The sequence below is a fragment of the Janthinobacterium sp. BJB426 genome, assembly GCF_002735705.1.
Classification (GTDB): Bacteria; Pseudomonadota; Gammaproteobacteria; order Burkholderiales; family Burkholderiaceae_D; genus Janthinobacterium.
In genome coordinates this window covers 64,731-87,311 of sequence record NZ_PDZL01000019.1, presented here as the reverse complement: position 1 = coordinate 87,311, position 22,581 = coordinate 64,731, and the positions used below count along the sequence as shown (strand labels likewise).

17 protein-coding genes and 2 tRNA genes are annotated in these 22,581 nt (G+C 65.7%); 5 read left to right on the top strand and 14 right to left on the bottom strand.

From position 1 onward, the window contains the following. The first annotated feature begins 32 nt into the window (after window positions 1-32). The 3 genes from cysS to CSQ93_RS23695 are packed head-to-tail and all read left to right on the top strand — an operon-like array spanning window position 33 to window position 2,583. Window positions 33-1,415 (top strand): cysteine--tRNA ligase, encoded by a 1,383-nt coding sequence (gene cysS / locus CSQ93_RS23705; RefSeq protein WP_099380159.1) that lies wholly within the window; start codon window positions 33-35, stop codon window positions 1,413-1,415. A gap of 60 nt (window positions 1,416-1,475) precedes the next feature. Continuing rightward, entirely contained in the window at window positions 1,476-2,048 is a 573-nt protein-coding gene (locus CSQ93_RS23700) for a hypothetical protein (RefSeq protein WP_158301341.1), read from the top strand. After that, window positions 2,041-2,583: a hypothetical protein gene (locus tag CSQ93_RS23695; RefSeq protein ID WP_099380157.1), complete on the top strand. Its 543-nt coding sequence runs from the start codon at window positions 2,041-2,043 to the stop codon at window positions 2,581-2,583. The genes CSQ93_RS23700 and CSQ93_RS23695 overlap by 8 nt, the downstream gene beginning before the upstream one ends. On the opposite strand, the gene dbpA is transcribed toward CSQ93_RS23695, so the two are convergent. The 6 genes from dbpA to CSQ93_RS23665 all read right to left on the bottom strand — a co-directional run bounded on the left by dbpA (window position 2,570) and on the right by CSQ93_RS23665 (window position 10,469). Continuing rightward, window positions 2,570-3,997 carry an ATP-dependent RNA helicase DbpA gene (gene dbpA, locus CSQ93_RS23690; RefSeq protein WP_099380156.1) on the bottom strand — a complete coding sequence of 476 codons (1,428 nt, stop codon included), beginning with the start codon at window positions 3,995-3,997 and terminating at the stop codon, window positions 2,570-2,572. The genes CSQ93_RS23695 and dbpA overlap by 14 nt on opposite strands. A 109-nt stretch (window positions 3,998-4,106) precedes the next feature. Next, a complete protein-coding gene (locus tag CSQ93_RS23685; protein WP_099380155.1) occupies window positions 4,107-4,343 on the bottom strand; it encodes a hypothetical protein in 237 nt (78 codons plus the stop codon). Between the two features lie 205 nt (window positions 4,344-4,548). Then, window positions 4,549-6,213, bottom strand: a complete 1,665-nt coding sequence (locus CSQ93_RS23680) for an acid phosphatase (protein ID WP_099380154.1) — start codon at window positions 6,211-6,213, stop codon at window positions 4,549-4,551. Between the two features lie 116 nt (window positions 6,214-6,329). Continuing rightward, a complete protein-coding gene (locus CSQ93_RS23675; protein ID WP_099380153.1) occupies window positions 6,330-8,825 on the bottom strand; it encodes a TonB-dependent siderophore receptor in 2,496 nt (831 codons plus the stop codon). A gap of 101 nt (window positions 8,826-8,926) precedes the next feature. Beyond that, window positions 8,927-9,949: a FecR domain-containing protein gene (locus tag CSQ93_RS23670; protein ID WP_099380152.1), complete on the bottom strand. Its 1,023-nt coding sequence runs from the start codon at window positions 9,947-9,949 to the stop codon at window positions 8,927-8,929. Window position 9,950: 1 nt separating this feature from the next. Beyond that, window positions 9,951-10,469 carry a sigma-70 family RNA polymerase sigma factor gene (locus CSQ93_RS23665; RefSeq protein ID WP_099380151.1) on the bottom strand — a complete coding sequence of 173 codons (519 nt, stop codon included), beginning with the start codon at window positions 10,467-10,469 and terminating at the stop codon, window positions 9,951-9,953. Between the two features lie 272 nt (window positions 10,470-10,741). Between CSQ93_RS23665 and CSQ93_RS23660 the strand changes: the two genes are divergently transcribed. Beyond that, window positions 10,742-11,356: a hypothetical protein gene (locus CSQ93_RS23660; protein ID WP_158301340.1), complete on the top strand. Its 615-nt coding sequence runs from the start codon at window positions 10,742-10,744 to the stop codon at window positions 11,354-11,356. Window positions 11,357-11,420: 64 nt separating this feature from the next. On the opposite strand, the gene CSQ93_RS23655 is transcribed toward CSQ93_RS23660, so the two are convergent. The 5 genes from CSQ93_RS23655 to CSQ93_RS23635 form a co-directional block, all read right to left on the bottom strand. Next, window positions 11,421-11,497, bottom strand: a tRNA-Met gene (locus CSQ93_RS23655). Between the two features lie 133 nt (window positions 11,498-11,630). Then, window positions 11,631-11,707, bottom strand: a tRNA-Met gene (locus tag CSQ93_RS23650). A gap of 46 nt (window positions 11,708-11,753) precedes the next feature. Then, window positions 11,754-12,932, bottom strand: coding sequence for a methyltransferase (locus CSQ93_RS23645; protein WP_099380149.1), 1,179 nt, complete (start codon window positions 12,930-12,932; stop codon window positions 11,754-11,756). Between the two features lie 59 nt (window positions 12,933-12,991). Beyond that, entirely contained in the window at window positions 12,992-13,813 is an 822-nt protein-coding gene (locus CSQ93_RS23640; protein ID WP_099380148.1) for a hypothetical protein, read from the bottom strand. 61 nt (window positions 13,814-13,874) lie between these two features. Beyond that, window positions 13,875-14,084, bottom strand: a complete 210-nt coding sequence (locus CSQ93_RS23635; protein ID WP_034755039.1) for a hypothetical protein — start codon at window positions 14,082-14,084, stop codon at window positions 13,875-13,877. 178 nt (window positions 14,085-14,262) lie between these two features. Here CSQ93_RS23635 and CSQ93_RS29255 point away from each other — a divergent pair, with 178 nt between their 5' ends. After that, the gene (locus CSQ93_RS29255; protein ID WP_168208539.1) at window positions 14,263-14,430 is read left to right on the top strand and encodes a hypothetical protein; all 168 of its coding nucleotides are present in this window, start codon (window positions 14,263-14,265) and stop codon (window positions 14,428-14,430) included. Between the two features lie 4 nt (window positions 14,431-14,434). On the opposite strand, the gene CSQ93_RS23630 is transcribed toward CSQ93_RS29255, so the two are convergent. The 3 genes from CSQ93_RS23630 to CSQ93_RS23620 all read right to left on the bottom strand — a co-directional run bounded on the left by CSQ93_RS23630 (window position 14,435) and on the right by CSQ93_RS23620 (window position 22,539). Then, window positions 14,435-18,193 (bottom strand): AAA family ATPase, encoded by a 3,759-nt coding sequence (locus CSQ93_RS23630; protein ID WP_099380147.1) that lies wholly within the window; start codon window positions 18,191-18,193, stop codon window positions 14,435-14,437. 16 nt (window positions 18,194-18,209) lie between these two features. Then, window positions 18,210-19,436: an exonuclease SbcCD subunit D C-terminal domain-containing protein gene (locus CSQ93_RS23625; RefSeq protein WP_099380146.1), complete on the bottom strand. Its 1,227-nt coding sequence runs from the start codon at window positions 19,434-19,436 to the stop codon at window positions 18,210-18,212. A gap of 82 nt (window positions 19,437-19,518) precedes the next feature. Then, window positions 19,519-22,539 carry a PAS domain-containing protein gene (locus tag CSQ93_RS23620; protein WP_233516322.1) on the bottom strand — a complete coding sequence of 1,007 codons (3,021 nt, stop codon included), beginning with the start codon at window positions 22,537-22,539 and terminating at the stop codon, window positions 19,519-19,521. Window positions 22,540-22,581: the final 42 nt, after the last annotated feature.

Below are 22,581 nucleotides of genomic sequence, written 5' to 3'. Positions count from 1 at the left end.
TTCTTTTTCCGCAACGCGCATGAAAGTCCCGCATGACACTTCATTTGTACGACACGTATAGCCGCAGCCTGCGGCCCTTCGAGACCATCGCCCCCGGCAAGGCTGGCGTGTATGCCTGCGGCCCCACCGTCTACGACTATGCGCACATCGGCAACCTGCGCACCTATCTGTTCGTCGACGGCTTGCGCCGCGCGCTCGAGTTCAACGGCTTGCAGGTGCGCCACGTGATGAACATCACGGACGTGGGCCATTTGACATCGGATGCGGACAGCGGCGACGACAAGATCGAGGCACGCAGCGCCCGCAGCGGCAAGTCGGCCTGGGATATCGCCGCCGAATTCACTCGCGCGTTCGAGGGCGATCTGCGCGCGCTGAATATCCTGCCGCCCACAGTCTGGTGCCGCGCCACGGACCACATCGCGGAGCAGATTGAATTTATTCTCGACCTGGAAGCGAAGGGCTACACTTACCGCACGGACGACGGCATCTATTTCGACACGACGCGCCAGGACAGTTACGGAAAACTGGCGCGCCTGAACCGCGACGGCCTGCAGGCGGGCAAGCGCGTGGACCTGGGCGAGAAGCGCGACATCTGCGACTTTGCGCTGTGGAAGTTCAGCGGCGTGCCGGGACAGCGGCAGATGGAATGGGACAGCCCGTGGGGCCTGGGTTTTCCGGGCTGGCATATCGAATGCTCGGCCATGGCGGAAAAGCACCTGGGTGCGTATTTCGACATCCATTGCGGCGGCGAAGACCACGTGGCCGTCCACCACAGCAACGAGATCGCGCAAACGGAAGCGCGCCACGGCACGCGCCTGGCCAACTTCTGGCTGCACGGTGCCTTCCTGAAAACACAGGACGCGAAGATGTCGAAATCCTCGGGCGACTTTTTACGCTTGCAAAGCCTGGTGGAGCAGGGCGTCGATCCGCTGGCCTACCGCTACCTGTGCCTGGGCGCCCACTACCGCAGCAGCCTCAATTTCACGGACGACGCCCTGCGTGCCGCCAGCAGCGGCCTGGCGCGCCTGCGGGTCAGCGTACATGGCCTTGGCGAAGCGCAGGGGGAGGCCGCTCCTGATCCTGCATGGCTGGCGCGTTTCGCGGCGCAGATCAACGATGACCTGAACTTCCCGCGCGCGCTGGCCGTGGCCTGGGAACTGTTGAAAAGCGAGCTGCCGGACGCCGTCAAAAAGACCACCATGGCGCGCTTCGATGCTGCCCTGGGGCTCGATCTGCTGGCCTGGCAGCCGGCGCAGATGGCAGTGCCGCAGAAGGTGCAGGCGTGGATGGCGGAACGGGCCATCGCCCGCGCGCAGCGCCAGTGGGCCGAGGCGGACCGCTTGCGCGACCTGGCGCGCGCGACCGGTTATGACATCGACGATACGCCGCAGGGGCAGCAGGCGCGTCCCCTGTGAGCGTGTGGCCGTATCTGTGGCGGCCATGCATAATGGCCGCCTGATGAAACTGGAGATGCCGTGAAGCGTCGTTTGCTGCTATTGAGTTTTTGCCTTGCCTTGTCGAACTCCGTCCAGGCGGCCAGCGCCTGCCCCGGCTTTCCCGCGCTGGCCACCTCCGGCGAGGCGCTGCTGGCGCAAGTGCGCGCGCTGCCGCCCGTCGGCATCGATCGCGAACGGCAGGCGTGCGCGCCGGCGACCGTCATCGATTTCGCCTACAGCGGCGGGGTGCTCTGTCGTTTTGGCAGTGAAGTGGATACGGCGACATCGGCCGTTACGCGCCTGGCGGACGGCGGTGAACTGGTCGAGTACCTGTACCTGTTCCCGTATGCGCCGGCCACGCATGCGCGCCTGCTGGCGCTGCTGGCCGCGCGGTTTACGCCAGTCGACAGGGCGGCCTGGCCGATCTTCCTGCAGGCGGCCAAGCCCGGCAAGGAAACCACGGCCCTGTTCACCCACGGCGGCTTTTATATCTCGTTGGGCAAGCCCACCGAAGGCGATCCTGCCGAATGGTATTCGAATGTGATCTTTGAAAAGGTGGATAAACCCGCGCTGGGCGTGCGCAAGGTGTGCAAGGAAGCTGGCGATGGCTGAAGCGGATGCCTTTCCGGCCGCATTGGCCGGCACGGTGGCGCAGCTGCTGCCCGCGCTGGGGAGCAGCCACGCGCACCCGCCATTTGCCGTGCGCCAGGATGGACAGGCCTTGCGGATCCCGACGCGCACGTATTACGACCGCGAGCGGTTGCTGGCCTGCACGCGGCTGCCCGGCGACGCGGGCGTGATCGCCCTGTGCCTGGGCACGCGCCACCATGATGGTCACGTGCGCGAAGCGTGCTTAAAACAGCTGTTGCTGCAGGAGCGGGCATGGACGGTGCCCTTCGTCGTGCACCTGTGCGGTGAGTACGTGCTGGAGATTGTCGAGAGAATCGGGTCGGCGCTGCCGGCCTGGAATGCGCAGGCGCTGGTGCGCTACCTGCGGGAAAATCCCGCGTATGTGGCCACCCTGGAGCGGCGCGCCATCAGCTACTGGAACTGCTACTACCGCCGGGAGTATCCCGTGTGGGAAGATTATCCGGGACGCAGGGCCATGGCGGCCCTGCGTGCCTTGCCGGTGCTTACGCTTCGATAAAGCGCATCTTGAAGCTGCGGCCCTTGATGTTGCCGAAGTCGCGGCCCAGGGTATTGCCTGCGTTGAGGCGCTTGAAGGCAGCCTCTGCCACCTTGCGGTCCAGCGCCACGTAGGTCATGAACTCGAACACGTTGATCTTGCCCACTTGCTCCTTGGTGAGACCGGCGTCGCCCGTCAGCGCGCCCAGCAAGTCGCCTGGACGCAGCTTGTCCTTCTTGCCGCCCATGATGCACAGGGTGACCATTGGCGCCGGCAGCGCTTCCATGCCGTCATCTTCGGCCAGTTCCTTCAGGTCGTGCCATTCGGCGGCGCTGTTCTGGTATTGCTCGATCAGCTTGACCCATTTTTTTTCGTTCGGCGCACACAGCGACAGGGCCAGGCCCTTCTTGCTGCCGCGGCCCGTGCGGCCGATGCGGTGGATGTGCACTTCCGTGTCCTTCGACACGTCGACGTTGATCACGGCGCCCAGGTCGGAGATATCGAGGCCGCGCGCGGCCACGTCGGTGGCCACCAGCACGGAGCAGCTGCGGTTGGCGAACAGCACGAGGATTTCATCGCGCTCGCGCTGTTCCAGCTCGCCGTACAGGGCCAGCGCGGAAAAGCCTTGCTGGCGCAGTTCTTCGGCCAGTTCGCGGCAATGCACCTTGGTGTTGCAGAAGGCCAGGGTCGATTCCGGCTTGAAGTGCTTGAGCAGCTTGCCGACGGCGCCATTGCGCTCGTCGAAGCCGATTTCATAGAAGCGCTGTTCGATCTTTTCGTTGTCGTGCTGCGCCTCGACCGTCACTTCCAGCGGATTGACGAGGAACGATGCCGTGGCGCGGCGGATGTCTTCCGGATACGTGGCCGAGAACAGCAAGGTCTGGCGGCGTGCCGGGCAGGCGCTGACGATGCCGGCGATTTCTTCGTAAAAGCCCATGTCCGTCATGCGGTCCGCTTCATCGAGCACCAGCGTTTGCACGTGATTCAGGTTGATGGTGCCGCGGCCCAGGTGGTCGCGCAAACGGCCCGGCGTGCCGACGACGATGTGGGCGCCGTGTTCCAGCGAGGCGATTTGCGGACGCATCGGCGCGCCGCCCGTCAGGGTCAGGATCTTGATGTTGCCGGCCGCGCGGGCCAGGCGGCGCAGCTCATTGGCCACCTGGTCGGCCAGTTCGCGCGTGGGGCACAGCACCAGGCCTTGCACGGCAAACCAGGCCGGATTGAGCTTGTGCAGGATGCCGATGCCGAAGGCGGCGGTCTTGCCGCTGCCCGTTTTCGCCTGGGCGATCAGGTCGCGGCCATCGAGCACCGCCGGCAGGCTTTGCGCCTGGATGGTGGTCATCTCGTGGTAGCCGAGCGAGTCCAGATTGGCCAAAAAGGCGGGCGTCAGCGGCAGGCTGGAAAAAGAAGTGGTAGTGGCAGTGGTGGTGTTCATAGGGGCGGAGCCGGTAAAAAGCGGGTGGATGGGCACAGTCTACAGGCGTTCTACGCCCTTGTGCGGATGGTGATGAAGCCGGCGGCAAACGGCCGCCCGCGTTGGGAAATCAGGTATCGGGAGCCCAGATGGGCAAACCGGTGAGATCGAGTCCGGCGTCGCGCGTCCATACGGGCAAGCCCGTGGCGTCGGTCGGCTCCAGCAATTCGAGCTGCACCTGCTTCAAAGCCACCTTGCGCGCGCGCGCGCGGCGCTGCGGCTCCGGCGCCGGCTCTGGCGCATCGTGCGCTGGCGGCGGGCCGAAGCCGGGCAAGTCGATGGTGGCGTTGTCTTTTTTGTCTCTCATTTGCTAACCTCAGTCCCTGGCCTGCGAAAGCCAGGGGGCGGGCAAGGTGCTGCCTGCCTATGTCTATACGCTTTAACTTCATCCACAAAACAAAAGCCCGGCTACTGGAGTCGGGCTCATTGTTGGGACAAGCTGCAGGAAAACTTGTCCTGCGGATTTAAGTGCGGCACGCAGTGTATCACAGGCGTGCCGCATTGTGGGTGGCTTAGCGGAAGCTCAGAGCGCCAGTAAGGTCGCCCGGCGGCAGCGCGCCACGGGACGCGAAGGCGTCATTGCGCACTTTCAGGCCTTCGAGCAGCGGCAGGTCGTGCAGGCGCGTGATCAGGCGCAGGATCGACGTCGTGTCGTAAAAACTGTGGTCGACGGCGCCTTTCTTCGCGTACGGCGAGATGACGATGGCGGGAATGCGCGTACCCGGACCCCAGCGGTCGCCTTTTGGCGGCGCCACGTGATCCCACCAGCCGCCGTTTTCATCGAACGTGATCACCACGATCATGTCTTTCCACTGCGGCGATTCCTTCAGATGCTGGATGACGTTGGCCACGTGCTGGTCGCCCGATTCGATATCCGAGTACCCGGCGTGCAGGTTCAGATTACCCTGCGGCTTGTAGAAGGTCACGGCCGGCAGCTTGCCCGCCACGGCGGCGGCGAGGAATTTGTTCGAGATGGGGCTGTCGCCTGTGCCGCCGTCGCGCAGGTGCTCGGCGCGCGCCGCCGTGCCTGGCGCGAACTGCTTGAAGTAGTTCAGCGGCTGGTGGTGGAACTGGAAGTTCGGCTTGCTGCCGCCGCCCTTGTGGTCGAGCGCAGCTTGCCAGCCGCCGCCATACCACGCCCAGCTGACGCCCTTGCGCGACAGCAGGTCGCCGATGGTGTCGTAGGTTTGCGGCGGCAGGGTATTCGCGTCGGCCGGGTCGGCATGCAGCGGGTCGCCGTCAAACGCGGGCCGGATGTAGCTTGGCTGGTAGGGCGGCGCCATGGTGTTGACGGCGTAGCCGTCCGGCGTGAGGGCGCCGTCATTGACGTATTTCGGTTTGCCGTCCAGTGCCGAGGCGGGGCAGTCGGGCGAGATCGCCAGGCGCACGCCTTGCGGGCCGTCGGACAGCACGGCGATCTTTTTCTTCGCTGCCGTCTCGGAAGCATTGAAGTATTCGTTGGCGCGGCCCGTCACCAGGAACTGGTGGTTCATGTAGGAGCCGCCGAAGGCCGCCATGAAGAAGTTGTCGCACAGGGTGTACTGCTCGGCGATCTGCCACAGGTTCAGGTTTTTCGACGTTTCGCCGTAGTGGCCCATCACCAGGCCGCCGCTGTCGGCCCACGCGGCAAAGCCGTCGTTCTTGCCGCCGTTGATCTGCATCTGGTTGTTATAGAAGCGGTGTACGAGGTCGCGCGTGATGATGCTCTCGGGCAGGGGCTTGCCGGCCGCATCGCTCAATTTGTAGGGTGCGTTCGGCAGGCCGGAAATCTGGTCTTCCTTGATCAGGTAATCGATGCCGCCGATATTTTGCTGGTTCGGCACCAGGCCGCCCCAGATTTTCGGCAGGGTAGCCAGCGGCTTGCCGTCGCGGTCCAGCTGCTGCGCCTGTTCGGCCGTGACGGCGGACAGGGGGGCGCTGGTGCCGGGGAAGTTGGCGAACAGGTTGTTGAAGCTGCGGTTTTCCAGGTAGATCACGACCACGTTCTTGACGTGCGCCTTGAGTTTCGCGTCGAGCGAACCTTTGGCGATGGTCTTTTGGGCTGGCGCGGCGTCGGCCAGCGCTGGCAGGCTGGCGGCCAGGCCGACTGCGGAAGCAGCCTGGAAGATGCGCCGGCGCGAGGGATTGGCGGGTTGGTCGGCCGGATCGGCTGGCAGGGCGGGGGCGAGGTCCTTCACACATTCTCCTTGGGTGTCTCTATGGGCACGGGCGTTGACGGCAATCGCCGGCAACGCCCGTGAAGCGGGAAAATTGTATCACCGGCCCTGCGCCAATGTGAAATATTCAGCCCGGCCTAGAATTGATAGCGCACGCTTAATGCCACCTTGCGCGCCGGGCCATACATGGCCGAGTACCACCAGTCCGAGATCGAGGCCGTGTACTGCTTGTCGAACAGGTTGGACACGTTGACGGTGGCCGACAGCTTGTCGTTGACGTCGTAGCGCGCCATCAGGCTGGCCACCGAGTACGCCTTCTGTTCCCAGTGCAGGGTACTCTTGATCTGCCATGCGTCGATGTCGGAATACACGCGGCTCTGCCAGTTCATGCCGCCGCCCACCGTCAGGCGATGCAGCTCGCCGGGCAGGCGGTAAGTTGTCCACAGTTTCACCAGGTGGCGCGGAAAGGTGCTCAGGATGGCCTTGCCTTCATTGTTTTCCGTCTGGCTGTACGACCACGAGGCCGAGATGTTCCAGTCCGGCGTCAGTGCGCCCGTCGCTTCCAGGTCCACGCCCTGGGTTTCGGCGCCCTGGATGGTGCGGTTGGCGGGATTGTTCGTGCCGGGTACGGTGTAGCCGGGATCCGACTCGGCCAGATTGTTCTGGCGGATCTGGTACAGCGCGGCGGCCGTGTTCAGGCGGCCATCGAACCAGCCGCTCTTGACGCCCGCTTCCAGGGTCTTGCCTTCGCGCGGCGCCAGCAGCTTGCCGTAGCGGTCTTGCGATGCTTGCGGCTGATGGATGGTGGAGTAGCTGGCGTAGGCGCTGTGCGTGCCGTCGATGTCGAACACCAGGCCGCCATACGGCGTGACGACGCGGCTTTCCGAGGCTGGCGCCGCGTTGTAATAGGACTCGGCAGGCGTGTCCGAGATGTAGTTTTCGTCGTAGCGCAGCACTTTTGCTCCGGCGATCAATTTCAGGCGCTCGGAGAGGTGGAGGCGCGTGGCGGCATACACGCTGGCCTGGCGGCGCGTGCTGTCGTTGGTGCCATAGGTGCCGCCAAACACGGGCGTCGCCGTGCGATTCCAGCGGTACAGGTTGGCGGGCGTGCGCTCGATGTTTTTGTCGAAACGGGCATCCGTCGTGCTTTGAAATTCGCTGTAGTCCATGCCCAGCACCAGTTCGTGCTGGCGGCCGAATGCGCTGAACGGTCCGCGCACATTCACATCCACGCTGTTGATCTGGAGCTGGTAGTCGCGGTAGTCGGCGTTCAAGCGCAGGCCATCGCCCGTGGCCTGGTCGGGCAAGCCGCCACTGACGTTCAGGTAGACGGCGCGCTCTTCCTGCGACGACTGCACGCGGTTGGCCGATATTTTCAGCTTCCAGTCGTTTGCCAGCGCGTGTTCCACAGTGGCGAAGAGGTCGGTCGAATTGGTGTCGAAGCGGTTCGATTTGGCCGCCGGGCTGAAGGAGCGCGGCAGATCCGTCATGGCGCCGTTGCTGTAGAACAGAGGAAAGCCCAGGTAGGACAAAGATCCATTCGTGCGCTTGCGCTGGTGCGTGACGCCGGCCGTCAGCTTCGTGTCGGCGGACAGGTCCGCCTCGACCACGCCGTAGACCACTTTCTTGTCGCGGTTGTAGCCGTCGACGATGCTGTCGCCTTCCTCGTACACCGTCACCAGGCGGCCGCGCACGGTGCCCGCCTCGTTCAGCGGACCCGCGATGTCGGCCATGCCGCGCCGCTCATCGTAGGAACCGAGCTCGCCTTCGACGGACGCCTGGAACTGCGCCGTCGGCTTTTTGCGCACCATGTTGATGGTGCCCGAGGCATCGCCCGCGCCCGTCATCAGGCCCGAGGCGCCGCGCAGCACTTCGATGCGGTCGTACAGCGCCATGTCGGCCAGGCTTTGCGACGGTATCGCATTGAGCCCCATGGTTTCCGAGTGCGTGCTGACGCCATCGAGCTGGTAATTGGTGATCGAATAGCCGCGCGAAGTAAAGCCCGTGCGTTCGCTGCCCAGCGAATACAGCGTGATGCCCGGCGTTTGCGCCATCACTTGCGCGATGGTGCTCAAGCCCTGGTCTTGCATGCGCTGCTGCGTGATGACGCTGACCGATTGCGGCGTTTCCTTCACGGACAGGCCCAGCGGCGTGGCCGTGGCGATCGGCAGGGTGGAGACATACGCGCCCGAGCCTTCCGTCGCATCTTGCTTCGCCTTGACCGACACTTCCGGCATCATCGACAGCGCTTCGCCGCCCGCCGCGGCATCGGCCGGGCGCAGCACATAACTGCCGTTGGCGCTGCGCTCGGCCTTCAGGCCCGTGCCGCGCAGCACGCCGTTCAGGGCGGCCAGCACGTCGTGGCGGCCGCTCAAGCCTGCGGACGTTTTGCCGCGCGTCTGTTCCGGCGTGAAGCTGAGAATGACCCGCGACTGGCTGGCGACCTGGCGCAGCGCCGCCGCCAGGTCGCCGGCCGGCACCTGGAAATCCTGACTGGTGGCTGGCGCTGCGGCGCTTTCCTGCGCCAGGGCTGGCGCCTGGGCGTTCAGCAGCAGGGCCGAACCGATGAAGAGGAGCTCGATGGCATACGCCATGGGTTTGATACGCGGCTTGGAATGAATGGCAAGAGACATGGTTACCTTGTGGTGTAGTCGTCAAAAAGAACGTTGCCTACACAGGTCACGCGAGAATCGAAAGCGGGTACTTTTTTTTGCGCCAGCGTCAAAATATATTTTCAGCGCGGCTGGCGCGCTTCCACCTGCACCCAGTAGCGCGTGCGCAGGCGCACGTCCACCGGCAGCGAATCGGGCAGCGACAGCAGCACGGCGTCCAGGTCGGCCAGCGGGAAGACGCCGGAAATGCGCAGGCCGGCGACGGCATCGTCGCAGCCCAGCAAGCCGTGGCGGTACCGGCTCAGTTCATGCAGGAAGTCGCGCAGCGGCATGGCGTCGGCCAGCAGCAAGCCCTGGCGCCAGGCCCAGATGTCGGGCGAGATGGCGTGCGCGGGCAGGGTGCCCTGCGCCGTCATGCCGCCGCCCCGGCCCGCGCGGAGCACCGGACTGGCGTCGCCATGGCGCGGCATCAGCCGGACGGCGCCTTCCTCGACGGCGACCAGGGTGCTGCCATCCGCCTGGCGCACCGAGTAGCGCGTGCCCAGCGCCTGCGCCTGGCCTTGCGCGGTGTCGACGAGGAAGGGGCGGTAAGGGCGGCCCGTTTCGCGGGCTGTGGCGATGAAGACTTCGCCCTGCACCAGTTGCAGCAGGCGCTGCGTGCCGCTAAAGCGGATATTCACGGCGCTGCCGCTGTTCAGGTGCAGACGGCTGCCGTCGGGCAGGGTCAGCTCGCGGCGCTCACCCACGCCCGTGGACAGGTCGGCCAGCGCGGCGCGGGCCATGTCGGGCGCAGAGTCCGAGCGCGCGCCGAACCAGCCCGTGAGGCCGATGGCCGATACCCACGCCAGCAGTTGCAGGCTGCCGCGGCGCGAGATAGTCGAGGCAGGGCGCGAGCGCGAACCGGGACCTTGCAGCAGCGCCTTGCGGCTGGCCTGCGCATCGAGTTCGCGCAAGCCGCCGCTGACGCTTTCGATGTGTTGCCAGGCCCGTTCATGGTCGGGGTGCGCCTGGCGCCACTCGTGCCAGGCCGCTTTTTCCGCCGGCGTTGTTGCGCCGCTCATCAGGGTGGCCAGCCATTCGGCCGCCTGCATGGCGATGGCCAGGTCGATGGGCTGGCCCTGGGCGTAGACGGTGGCGCCGCGCATGTCAGGGCGAGGCAAAATCGGGCACGGCAAAAAAGCACAGCAGGTTGGCCTTGCTCAGGTATTTTTTGACGGAATGCGTGCTGGTGCCCAGTTCGGCGGCGATCTCGGCATAGGTCATGCCATCCAGGTGGGCCAGAAGGAAGGCGGCCCTGGCCCTGGCGGACAGCTGGTCCAGCGCGCGGTCGATCAGTTGCAGCGATTCGAGCAGGAGGGACATCGCTTCCGGCGAAGGCGTGCAGGCTTGCGGCTGGTGCAGCAGGGCGTCGAGGTAGGCCCGTTCGAGCGCTTCGCGCCGGCAGTGATTGGCCAGCAGGCGCTTGGCGATGGTGGCGAGGAAGGGGCGCGGCTGCGCGATCCCGGCACTGCTGCGCGCAACGAAGATCTTGATGAAGGTATCCTGCGCCAGGTCGCCCGCCAGCCCCGCATCGTGCAGGCGGCGTTTCAGCCAGTGCAGCAGCCAGGAGTGGTGCTCGGCATACAGGGCCTGGAAATCGGATGGCGGGGAAGGGGCGGACAGCATGCGTACAGTCTGGTTTAATCTAAATGAGAATTGTTCTCATAATAGCCTAGCGGCGCGCACCCGGCAATCAGGAAAACGCGGCGTTGCTGAAATGCGACTGCGTGTCCAGGCTGCGCACGGCGCCGGATTTGCGTCCGCGCACGGCAGATGTAAAAGTTTCCTTGGCGCAAGCTTTCATGTGAGAAAATGCGGCTTGTCGATGTGGTGCGGAGCGAAAAATGATGTGGATGGTTGGCGGTGCCCTGGTTCTCCTGGTCGCCAGATTCTTATGGTTGGCCTTTTTTCACCGGGTCAACGCGATGTCGCGCCAGGCGGAACTGATGAACTGGCTCGACATCGGCCGCGTGTCGAATGCCGATGGCGGCAAGGATATCCTGTTGGCGCGAAATGAGCGCGGTGCCCGGATCGACTGGCGCACGGGCGAGGTCTGGCTGATGAATCCCAAGGTGGCCGAGCCGTTTGCCGATTTCCTCGCCGTCGAGCGCTGGCTGACCTTGCGCGACATACCGGTGGCGGACAAGCCGGCCGCAGCCGCTCCTGCGCCAGCGGAACCCGAAGCAGCGCCTGAACCCGGCCCCGTGCGCGATACCTTGCCGGCCTTCCAGCAAAAGGTCGACGCTTGCCTGGCCAAGGCGGAGGGCGGCCAGGAATTGCTGGAAACGAAGCAGGCGTTCGAGGCGGGCAGCGAGCCTTACCTCGAGGCGTCGACGGAATTGAGCAAGACGGCGCTGGAGCTGGAAGTGTCGCCGGCGATGGTGGCTACGTTTCATATCAGCGCCTTTGCCGCGCTGGCCGAAACGGCGGGCGCCGACAAGCTGGAACGGGTGGCGGCCAGCCTGCATGCGGCGGCCAGGCAGATCAGGGCCAGCGTTACCATCACCGCGTGAGCGGACCAGGCCTGGAATGAAAAAACCGCTGATTCCTTTGCAGGAGTCAGCGGTTTTTATGTATTGGTTGCGGGGACAGGATTTGAACCTGTGACCTTCGGGTTATGAGCCCGACGAGCTGCCAGACTGCTCCACCCCGCAGGCGAATTATAACCGAGTTTGTTGCATTGCGAAAGCGCGCAATGCATTTGGTGTGCATGTGGGGCATGGACATACTGCGCCGCAATGGAAAAAGCCGCCGATCCCTTTGCAAGAATCAGCGGCTTTCATATATTGGTTGCGGGGACAGGATTTGAACCTGTGACCTTCGGGTTATGAGCCCGACGAGCTGCCAGACTGCTCCACCCCGCAGGCGAATTATAGCGGGGTTTGCTGCAATGCGCAATGGCTGGCTGGATTACGCTGCCGCCAGGCGCCACAGCGACGTGATTTCCTGCGAGCGGGCCGCGTGCAGGCTGTCCGTCGCATCCTGCGCGCGCGGGTGCGTGGGTTTCACGTCCAGGCGGTCGATGACCTTCAAGCCCGCCTGTTGTATCCATTCGAGCAATTGCGCGCGCGGGCGCAGGTCCAGGTGCTCGGCCAGGTCCGATAAAATCAGCCAGCCTTCGCCGCCTGGCTCCAGGTGGTCGGCCAGGCCGGCGAGGAAGCCGCGCAGCATGCGGCTGTCCGGATCGTAGACGGCGTATTCGATCGGCGAACTGGGGCGGGCCGGCAGCCATGGCGGATTGCACACGACGAGCGGGGCGCGGCCGGCGGGGAACAGGTCCGCCTGCACCACGTCGACCTTGTCGATCAAATCGAGGCGCGCCAGGTTTTCGCGTGCGCAGGACAGGGCGCGCGGGTCCTGGTCGGTGGCGACGATGCGTTGGATGCCGCGCTGCGCCAGCACGGCGGCCAGCACGCCCGTGCCCGTACCGATATCGAAGGCCAGCTTGGCGCGCGCAGGCAGCGGCGCATCGGCTACCAGGCCCACGTATTCGCCGCGGATGGGCGCGAAGACGCCGTAATGCGGGTGGATGCGCTGGCCCAGGGCTGGCAGTTCCACGCCCGTGCGGCGCCATTCGTGCGCGCCGATCAGGCCCAGCAGTTCGCGCAGCGATGCGATAAACGGCTCTTCACCGCGGCCATACGCTTCATTGCACGCCAGTTTCACGTCCGGCGCGCGGCGCAACGGGATCGTGTAATCGGCATCGAAAGGCAGCAGCAGCATGGCCAGGGTACGGGCGCGCTGCGACTGCGCCTGGCGGTGCAAGTGGAAGGCTTCCGTAGCGGACGGTTCCGGTTTTACGAGCTTGGCGGCCTTGGCCTTCTTGCTCGGTTTGTCGTTCTTGTGGTCGGCGCGCCGCGCCAGCGCCTGCAGCAGCTGGCGCGCATTCTGGAAGTCGCCGCGCCACAGCATGGCCGTGCCTTCGCAGGCCAGGCGGTAAGCCTGGTCGGCCGTCGTGCGGTCATCGGCGATGACGACGCGCTTGGGCGGCGGCATGCCGCTTTCCGAGCGCCAGCGGGCCGAATGCTCGGCGCCGTTTTCGCTCCAGTGGATCTGCGGATGAACGGTAGGTGAAGAAGTGTCGGACATGGGATTCAATCGATAGAAGGTGGGCGCGCGGCATGGTCGCCTGCGCAGGCCGTCTTCCATTATACGTTGCTGGCCGTGCTGCTAGCGGTGTCGGTGCCATAGGCGAGTGCCAGCGCACGGGCGCGCGCCTGCTCTTCCTTGTGGGCTTCGACCGCTGCGTCCGGCTGCACCAGCTTGAGCAAACGCAAGCTCAGGCTGCCCGCCAGGTCGCCATCCTTGGCGCTGGCGCCATCGGACGTGCCCTGATAGAGATTGCTTTGCAATTGTTGGCCCAGCAGCTTGAACAGGTCGTGCAGATTGCCGGCGAAATGCGTGTCGGGCAATTCTTTGGCGGGCAGGGCGCCGTCATCGGATGCTGTGGCTTCCGGCGTTACGTCCTGGTTTTGCTCAAGCATGCCCGCGCTGATGTTCGATTGATATTGCACTTCCACTTCGAAGTCGAAGGTCTGGCCATCGGCCGTCGTGATCTTGCCCTTGCCGATGAAGTGCGCGTTTTCATCGAGGCTGAAGGCGGCCGCGCGGCTGCTGCCGCCCGCGCCCGAGACGCTGGCGCTGCCGCTGCTGAAGCTGGCTCCGGCCTGCAGGTCGACCGAATCGAAGGCGACGCTGGCGCCGTCGCCGAACATCTTGCGCGTCATGGTGGAGAGAAAATCCTGCGCCACGTCGACAGTGGCGTTGCCCAGCGCGTCCGTGCGTTGCTCCAGCCCTTTGGCCGACAGGTCCAGGCCATTCTTCGACAGGGCCACCACGTCTTGCGCCGTGCGCTGCATCAGGGGCAAAGCGGCTAGGCCCGTGGCGCCGCTGCCCGTGCGGGACGGCTGCTGGCCAGCCAGCGTATTCGAGGCGGGTTGACGGCTGGCAAGTGCGGGAAGCTGGGACATGGCGGTTTCTCAATGAGCGAAGTACCGTTATTAACGGCGTTCTACGCCCATTCTTTAACCATTAGTGGTGGTGCGACCAGCTACCGTCTGCCGACTCCAGGTAGGATTTGACGGCATCTGCCTGGCCCGTGGCGTGGCGCTTGAGTTCGCCGCATGCGCAAATGCCCTGGTACGGCTGGATATGCGAGCAGGCGGAGACTTTTTGCAGGTAGACCTGCATGGATTTGTGACATTTTACGCACTTGAAGGTGAGGCTGCGGGCGGCTTTCATGGGTTTCCTTGAACTGTTGCGGGGCGTAGAGTTCCTCTACGCGAAGGCGGCGATTTTAACGCACTCCGGCCATCGTTACACGTTGTTGCATCTGCGCCACGCGCGCGTCAACTGAATCCGCGCCGTGACGTTGAGCGTATATAGGAGGTCGTCTGACCGCCATTGAAGAGGTAGCACCATGGACAAGCATGACAAGGAAAAGCCTGTACAGCCCGCCAAAGAGCTGGTCAGGAAGTGGCTGAAAGCGGAGCTGGCACAACGCCGGCCCCCGCCCGACCCCGAGCAGATCCGCCGTGAACTGGGCTGGGATATGCTCAAGTTGTGCCGGGAGCCGGCCAGCCGCTAGCGACTCAGCGCACCGTCACTACGCTCTTGCCGCCGGAGCCCGGCTGCACGAGGATGCGGGTGGCGATGCGCTCCGTCATTTCCTGTACATGCGAGATGACGCCCACCTTGCGGCCCATCGCTTGCAGACCGTCGAGCGCATCCATGGCCACGCGCAGGGTTTCCGTATCCAGGCTGCCGAAGCCCTCGTCGATGAACAGCGATTCCACGCGCACGCGGTTCGAGGACAGCGAGGCCAGGCCCAGCGCCAGGGCCAGCGAGACGAGGAACGATTCGCCGCCCGACAGCGAATGCACGGAGCGCAGTTCGCCGCCCATGTCCTGGTCCCGCACCATCAGGCCAAGCGACGGATTGTTCGGGTTGTCGATGCGTTCCAGTTGATAGCGGCGCGCCAGGTGGTTCAGGTGCGCGTTGGCATAACCGAGCAGCACTTCCAAGGTGAATTGCTGCGCGTAGTTGCGGAATTTCTTGCCGTCGGCCGAGCCGATCAATTCATTCAGGCTGGCCCAGCGCCGCTCGATGACGGCTTGCGCCTCGATCTGCGCCAGCATCGCTTGCGCGCTGTGGCGCCGCGCATCGTCCTGCGCGATGGCCAGGCGCAAGCGCGTCGCTTCCTGGTTGGCTGTCTGGCGTTCGGCGCCAAGCGCGTCGAGCGCTGCCTGCAGCACGGCCTCGTCCGTTTCCAGCGCTTCCGGTGGCCGCTCCAGATGGTCCGCATGCCGCTGCCGGCGTTCGGCCAGCACGGACAGCGCCGTCGTGTGGCGGTCGGCGATCACTTGCAGGGCGTCGCGTTCGGCGCGCATGGCGTCCGGTGCGACGGCCAGGCGCGCGCGCAGCGCGTCGAGCGTGGCGGGCGCGTGGCCGGCGTGAAGCTGCCGGAACTGCTGCAGCCAGTCGTGCAGGGTGACGGTGGCGCCGTGTTCCAGTTCACGCAGGGTGGCAAGGCGCTGCGACAGCTGCGCGCACGCTTCATCGAGGCGCGTGCGCTGCTGGCTGGCCGACTGCGCCGCCGTTTGCTGCTGCGCCAGCTGTTCTTTGGCCTGCGCGATGGCGTCTGTCAGGCTGCGCTCCACTTCGGTCACGGCCTGGCCCTGCCATAGCGCGCTGCGCTGCGTTTGCAGTGCCGTGCGCTGTTTATCGGCGGCCGCAAAGGCGGCGTGGGCTTCCTGCGCCGTGTGTTGCGCCTTGCCGGCGGCCAGCAGCGCCGCTTCCAGCTGCGCGGCCAGGGTCGCCAGCGCGTGGCTGCGCTGGTCCTGGTCCGCCTGCTGTTTCAGCCATTGCCGGCTTTCTGTTTCGCGCGCCGCGCGGAAGGCGGCGGGACCGGCGCGCCAGTTGTCTTTCCACCCTTCGGCGCCTTCCACGTCGGCAAACGCGGCATCGAGCTGTGCCAGCAAGGCATCAAGCGCGGCGCGCGCCGTCTCGCCCTTGTCGGCGTTGCCCGCTTGCTGCGCCTGAAGCTGGGCCAGCCGCGCTTGCGCCTCGGCGACGGTGCTTGTGCAGCGCGCGTGGTCGCTGGACGCCAGTTCATGCGCGGCCTGCGCCTGCTCGCGCAGTGTACTGGCCTGGCGCAGCGCCGTTTCCTGCTGCGCCAGCGCCTGCAAGCCTGCCGCATTGGCCGCCAGCTGCTGTGTGAACCAGTCCGCGCGCTGCTCTTCCTGCGGCAGTTGCAGGGTGTTGGCATGCGGCTGCCACTGTGCATTCAGGCTGTCGATGATGGACGGCAGTGCAGATAGTTCTTCCGCCGTCTGCGCCTGTTCGTGCATATGGGCGGCCAGTGCCGCCTTGTGCGTGGCCAGCCGTTCCAGATTGCCGCGCGCCTGCGTGCGGCAATCCAGCACCTCATCCTGCAAGCTGGCCAGCATCGCCTGCAAGGCGTGATCGGCGTGGCTGTACGGGTGTTCCAGCGCACCGCAGACAGGGCAGGGCTGCTCGTCCTGCAAATTGGCCCGCAGCTGCTCGACGCTGACCGCGCATGCCGCTTCGGCGCCCTTCAAGGATTTTTCCGCCTGCGCCAGGCGCGCTTCCAGCAGCGCCGTTTGCGCCGCTTCCGCCGCCAGTGCCGTGCTTTCCGTTTGCGCGGCCTGCGTCAGCTGGGCTGCCCTCGCTTGCCAGTGCGCCAGCGCCTGCTGCTGGCGCGCCAGTTCGCTCCAGGTTTTTTCCGCGCTGCTCAACATGCGCGCGTGCGTCTCCAGCTGGCCGCGCTGTTCCTGTAGCCCCTGGCCATCGATGGCTTGCATGGCCGCCAGCGCCTCGCGTCGCTCGGTATCGCGCAGCGTCAGGACGGCCGCGGCGCTGGCCTGCGCCGCCTGCGCCGCCTGGGTGGCGTCAAGGGCCAGGCGCACCTGGCGCGCCGATGCTGCCATACTGGCGTCGGCCGCATCTGCTTGCGCGGCCGCTTGCCCGGCCTGGGCGAACAACTGGTCCGACAATTGCCACGACGTGGCCAGCGCTTGCCAGTGCTGGTGCGACGCCAGCCACAGGCGGCCCGTTTCCTGCTCCGCCTGCATGGCCTGCTGGCCCTGCTGCAGATCGTGCAAGGTGGCGCGCGCAGCCTCGTTGGCCTGGTCGGCCGTCAGGGCCGCTTCCCTGGCCTGGCGGTGCGCGGGCAAGTGGGCTGCAATGCTGGCATCGAGCGCCTTTGCCTGGTCGAGCAGGGGGGCCGCGTCGCGCTGCGCCGCTTCCCTGGCCTGCAAGGCCGCTGCCGCCAGCTGCACGGCCTGCGCCAGTTGCGTCTCGCTGGCCACGGCTTGCGCGGCCTGCAGGCGCGACGCTTCCAGCGCCGCGCCGGTGCTGGCGATCTCGCCGGCCAGGCGCTCTACGTCGTCGATCAGGGGCCGTGCCGGCTGCAGCAATTCCCACTGCGCCAGCGCCGCGCGGCGCTCTTCGACAGCGGCGCGGTCGGCATCCGCGCCATCGAGCGTCGCTTGCGCCTCCGCTGCCTGGCTTTGCAGCTTGTGCGTCTCCTGGTGCCAGCGCTGCTGCAGTTCCAGTACGGCCTTGCGCAAGTCGATGTGTTGCAGGGCCGCTTCGGCCGCTTCGCCCAAGGTTGCCGTTTCTGCCCGTTCTTCCGGCGACAGGGGCCGCTGGTCGGCCAGCTTTTCGCCCAGGCGTTCGAGGACCTGTTTTTCCTTTTTCGCCCGCTCGAAGGCGCGCATGGAAATGTCGGTATAGATGCTGCTGCCCGTCAGGGTTTCCAGCAATTCTCCCCGCTCATTGTCTTCCGTCTTGAGGAATGTTGAGAATTCGTTCTGCGCTAGCAGCACGGCGCGCGTAAACTGCTCGAACGACAGGCCGATGCGCTTTTCGATTTCTTCCTTGACTTCCGTCTTGGTGCCGCCGATGGGCTGCAGCGCGGGCAGCTGGTGCAAGCTCATGGCGGTCGCCTGCAGCGCGCCTTCCGCCTTGGTGCGCGAACGGCGCACGCTCCAGCGCGCGCGGTAGCTTGCGCCGTCGTTGCCGACGAAATCGACTTGCGCGTAGCCGTCCGGCGTGCCGCGCCGCAGCAGGGTGCGCGTATCCTGGGCGTTGACGGTTTCCTTGCCCACGTCGGGCAGCGCGCTGCCCCGTCCCAGCACTTTCAGCAAACGCGGCGTGGCGTCGTACAGGGCCAGGCACAGGGCGTCGAGCAAGGTGCTCTTGCCCGCGCCCGTGGGACCGCTGATGGCGAACAGGCCGGATGACGCCAGCGGTTCCTGCTGGAAGTCGACTTCAAATTCGCCGGCCAGCGAGGCCAGGTTCTTACCGCTGATTTTCAGGATTTTCATGGTTCTTCAGTTGCGCTCACGCGCCGGGCAGCAGCAGTTCGGCCAGGGCCGACAGTTGTTCGGGTGGTGCTTCCTTGCCGTATTTTTGCAGGTACAGGCGGCGGAAGATGTCGTCGGGCTGCAGCTGGCCCAATTGGTCGAGCGTCATGTTCTCGGGTGCGCTGCTGCGCGCGGCGCTCGACGTTTCGATCTTCGCCAGGCGCACCGGCTTGCCGTCGAGCGCCGTTTCGATGCGCGTGCGCAGGCCCGGTTCCGGCGCATCGAGGCGCACGCGCACTTCCAGGAAGGGTTGCGCTTCGGCGGGGGAATCGGCGACGTCGAGGGCGACCAGCTGCGCTAGCACTTCTGTAATCGGCGCCGGCGTGGCGGGCACGCGCAAGAGGGGGACGGCGCGCGGCACCTCGATGGCGCGCACGGACTGCAAGGTGTCGCCGTCGATATCGAGGCACAGCACCTGGTGGCGGTAGTGTACTTCCGCGAAGGACAGGGGAATCGGGCTGCCGCAGTAGCGGATGTGCTCCTGGCCGCCCACGGCCTGCGCCTTGTGCAAATGGCCCAGCGCTGCATACGCGATGGCGGTATCGAAAATCCCCGAGGGCAGCATCTCCGTGCCGCCGATGACGATGCGGCGCTCGGAATCGTTCGACATTTCGCCGCCCACCATGTGGCAGTGGCCCAAGGCGATGATGGCTTGTCCGGGCTGGCGGCGCGCCAGCGCCAGGTCCGTCAATTGGCGGTACAGCAGGGCGATGCCGCCCAGGTAGGTGTCCTGGCTGTCGCCGGCCGGCAGTTTCGGCACGTCGCCGGGGCGCAAGAAGGGCACGGCCAGGCACCAGGCTTGCACTTGCCCATCGCTGCCGGTAAGCGGAAGCAGCAGGCGCTCCAGGTCGATCTGGCCATCGTCGCCACGCAGCACATGGCCGATGACGTGCGTGCCATGCGCGGCCAGCAGGGGGCCGGGCGCTTCCAGCCTGCCGGCCGAATCGTGGTTGCCGGCGACGACGACCAGCTGCAGCGCGGGCAGGCGCGCGCGCGCCTGCTGCAGGAATACATACAACTGCTTTTGCGAGGCGGCGGAAGGATTGGCATTGTCGAACACGTCGCCGGCGACGAGCAGCGCGTCGACCTGTTCGGCGACGAGCGTGTCGAGCAGCCAGTCGAGGAAGCGCTGGTGTTCGTAGCCCCTTTCAAAATTGTGCAGGGTCTGGCCCAGATGCCAGTCGGAAGTGTGCAGCAGGCGCATGGTGGGCCAAGGGTAGGGAAGACAGGCGCCAATATAGCAGGAATGATAGGGGGCATACTCGCGCCAGGCGCCAGCGGCTAAATCAAGCCGTCAAGGCGCCGGCTCTGTATGTATTGCGGCCATCCTGCTTGGCCTTGTACAGCAGCACGTCGGCCCGCTGCAGCAGCACGGCGGGGGAAATGTCTTCGTCGCGGTAGAAGGCCAGGCCGATGCTGGCGGAAATGCGCACGGTGATGCCATCGAGTTCGAACGGCTGCTGCATGGCGGCGACGATTTTTTCCGCCAGCACTGCCGCGTCGTCGGGCCGGGTGATCTGTTCCATGATGATGGTGAATTCGTCGCCGCCCAGGCGGGCGACGATGTCGGTGGCGCGCATGGTCTGCGTCAGGCGCTGGGCGAAGGCGCGCAGCAGCGCGTCGCCGGTGCCGTGGCCGTGCGTGTCGTTGACGGGCTTGAATCGGTCGATATCCATGTACATGACGGCCATCAGGTGCTGCTGCTGGCGGCTCGCGTGCATGGCGTCGCTGAGTTTTTGCTGGAATCCGGCGCGGTTCGACAAGCCGGTCAGCGCATCGACCTGGGCCAGCTTCAGCAGGCGCTGTTTTTCGCGCTTTTGCACGGTGATATCCTGGCGCATCACGTGAAAACCCACCACCTGCAGCTTGTCTTCGCCGATCTGCGGAATGTAGATCACTTCCATGCAGCGCTCGATGCCTTCCTTGTCGTCTTCTTCCTCGAAGCTCAAAGTTTCGCCGGCCAGCACGCGCTCGATATACGGCGCCACGGTGCCGTAGCGCGCCTCGCCCACCGTGTCGCGCACGCTCTTGCCCAGCACCAGCTTGCCCGTCAGGCCGAATTCGCGTTCGTAGGCGATGTTCAGGAAGCGGTAGACCTGGTCGGCGTCGATGTAGGCGATCATGGCCGGCAAGGTGTCGGCGATGGTGCGCAGGCGCGCTTCGCTTTCCAGCAGCGCCACTTCCGATTCGCGCAAGGTGGTGATGTCGTCCAGCGTTCCCACGTAGCCTTCGATCTGGCCGTCGATGAGGATGGGGGCGATTTTGACGGAAACCCACACCAGCCTGCCGTCGCGCTGCAGGCAGCGCAGGGTGGACTGGAACGGCGCATGGCTGCGCGTGAGCTGTTCCAGCGCCACGTGCATCAGCGGATAGTCGTCCGGGTGCAGGGCGCTGGTCCAGCCGGCGCCCAAGGCGGCCGCGCGCGGCAAGCCCGTGATCGATTCAAAGGTGCGGTTGACATAGGTGCAGCGGCGCTGGCGGTCCAGGCGCACCAGCCCGAGCGGCGAGGCGTCGTTGACGGCGGCCAGCTCGGCCTGTTTCTGGCGCAGTTCCAGCTCCTGCTGGCGGCGCTGCGAGATGTCTTCGGCGATGCACAGGATATGTTCGATCTGCTGGCGCTCGTCGAATACGGGCACGGAGACGGCGCGCAGGTAGCGCAGGCTGCCATCGAACAGGCGCAGCGGCTTTTCCGTATGGTCGATGACGCCGCGCTCGGCCAGGATGGCGCGGTCGTCCTCGGCATCGTGCAGGCCGAAGTCGGGCGGGAATGCCAGGCAATCGGTCTTGCCGATGACGTCGGCGGCCAGGTGGCCTGTGATGTCCTCGGCCGCCTTGTTCCACACTTCCATCTGGCCGAAATTTTCCGGGCGCGCGCTTTTCACGTAGACCAGCACGGGCAAATGGTCGATCAGCGACTGCAGGAAGCTGCGGTTATCCTGCAGCGCCAGTTCGTCGTGCTTGCGCGCGCTGATGTCGCGCGAGGTGACGGCCACGCCGTCGGCGATCGGCACCACCTGGTGGCGCAGCCAGCGCGTGCCGCCCGAGGCCAGCGGCAGCTCGAATTCATCTTCCAGCGGCTGGCCCGTTTCCATCACCAGCACGAAGCGCTTGAAGAAACGCTCGCCGCGCAGCAGCGGCATCAGCGGCAGCACGCGCTGGCCCAGCAGCTCGGAGCGTGGCTTGCCCAGCATGTCGGCGGCCCGCTCGTTGATGTCGGCAAAGGTGAAGTCTTCCACCGGCTTGCCCGGCGCGGGGCGCCAGGCTTTCAGCAGCAGCACGGCATCGAGGCTGCCCTGGTGCGCCGCGCGCAGCAAGGCTTGCGTTTCCGTGGCCTGGCGGATGCTGCGGCGCAGGCGCGCGCTCTGGCGCATCAGCAGGGCCGTAAAGCCGGCAATGAGTACGCTGGCGGCGAGCAGCGCGCCGACATACACCAGACGGCGGTGCTCGAAGCGCGCCAGGGCGACGGCGCGGCTCACACCCACCACGGCCAGCAGCGGATAGCGCGGCAGCTCGTGGTAGCTATAGATGCGCGAGGTCGCATCGACGGGCGGCACGATCAGCAATTCTTCGGCGGCGTGCTGCGGCGCTCCCGGCATGCGGAAGTCGATGCGGTCGCTGACGATCAGCTGCTCGCCGATGCGTCCCGCCGTCAGGCCGCTGTCGCGCGCCACCAGCATCAGCGCGCCCTGTTCATCGAGGTTCAGGCGGTCGTAGTCGTCGACAAAATACGTGGGGTCGACGAGGATGACGATGGCGCCGGCAAAACGGCCTTGCGCGTCGTTCAGGCGGCGCGCCAGGCGGATGGACCAGTGCTTGCTGCCCGCGTCGAGCATGGGCGTGTCGACCAGGGCCGTGTCGGACGCATTCGCGGCCAGCGCCCTGAAAAACGCCTGGCCTGCCAGGTTTTCCGGCAGGTAGGCGTTGGCGCTGTCGAGCACATTGCCGTGCGCGTCGACGAGGGCGATCGGCAACGCCAGCTTCGACGGCAGCACGCTGTCGAGCAGGCCCTGGCGGCGCGTGAATTCATTCAGGCGCAGGCCGCCGTCCGTTTCCTCGTATTTGAGTTTGAACAATTGCGTGGCGTGGTCCGTCTGGCGCAGGGTGAAACTGGTATGGTCGGCCAGGGTCCGCGCCAGCGACTGGCTGACGGCCACGGCGTCGCGCACGGCGCTGGCCCGCTCCTGGCCCACCTGGTAAAAGACGGCCGCCCACAGCGCCAGCAGCAGAATGAGCGCGAACAGGGGCACCAGGCTGAGACGGTACAGGCGGCGGGCAAAGCGTTGCAGAGGTCTTGTTATCGCTATCACGGGCGCTTGCAGGCTAGGGTCATGGAAAAGGGGAGGGGCGGC

Coding starts and splice junctions, on each gene's coding strand:
- cysS (WP_099380159.1), top strand. CDS start 33: ATGACACTTCATTTGTACGACACGTATAGCCGCAGCCTGCGGCCCTTC.
- CSQ93_RS23695 (WP_099380157.1), top strand. CDS start 2,041: ATGGCTGAAGCGGATGCCTTTCCGGCCGCATTGGCCGGCACGGTGGCG.
- dbpA (WP_099380156.1), bottom strand. CDS start 3,997: ATGAACACCACCACTGCCACTACCACTTCTTTTTCCAGCCTGCCGCTG.
- CSQ93_RS23685 (WP_099380155.1), bottom strand. CDS start 4,343: ATGAGAGACAAAAAAGACAACGCCACCATCGACTTGCCCGGCTTCGGC.
- CSQ93_RS23675 (WP_099380153.1), bottom strand. CDS start 8,825: ATGTCTCTTGCCATTCATTCCAAGCCGCGTATCAAACCCATGGCGTAT.
- CSQ93_RS23670 (WP_099380152.1), bottom strand. CDS start 9,949: ATGCGCGGCGCCACCGTCTACGCCCAGGGCCAGCCCATCGACCTGGCC.
- CSQ93_RS23665 (WP_099380151.1), bottom strand. CDS start 10,469: ATGCTGTCCGCCCCTTCCCCGCCATCCGATTTCCAGGCCCTGTATGCC.
- CSQ93_RS23645 (WP_099380149.1), bottom strand. CDS start 12,932: ATGTCCGACACTTCTTCACCTACCGTTCATCCGCAGATCCACTGGAGC.
- CSQ93_RS23640 (WP_099380148.1), bottom strand. CDS start 13,813: ATGTCCCAGCTTCCCGCACTTGCCAGCCGTCAACCCGCCTCGAATACG.
- CSQ93_RS23635 (WP_034755039.1), bottom strand. CDS start 14,084: ATGAAAGCCGCCCGCAGCCTCACCTTCAAGTGCGTAAAATGTCACAAA.
- CSQ93_RS29255 (WP_168208539.1), top strand. CDS start 14,263: ATGGACAAGCATGACAAGGAAAAGCCTGTACAGCCCGCCAAAGAGCTG.
- CSQ93_RS23630 (WP_099380147.1), bottom strand. CDS start 18,193: ATGAAAATCCTGAAAATCAGCGGTAAGAACCTGGCCTCGCTGGCCGGC.
- CSQ93_RS23625 (WP_099380146.1), bottom strand. CDS start 19,436: ATGCGCCTGCTGCACACTTCCGACTGGCATCTGGGCCAGACCCTGCAC.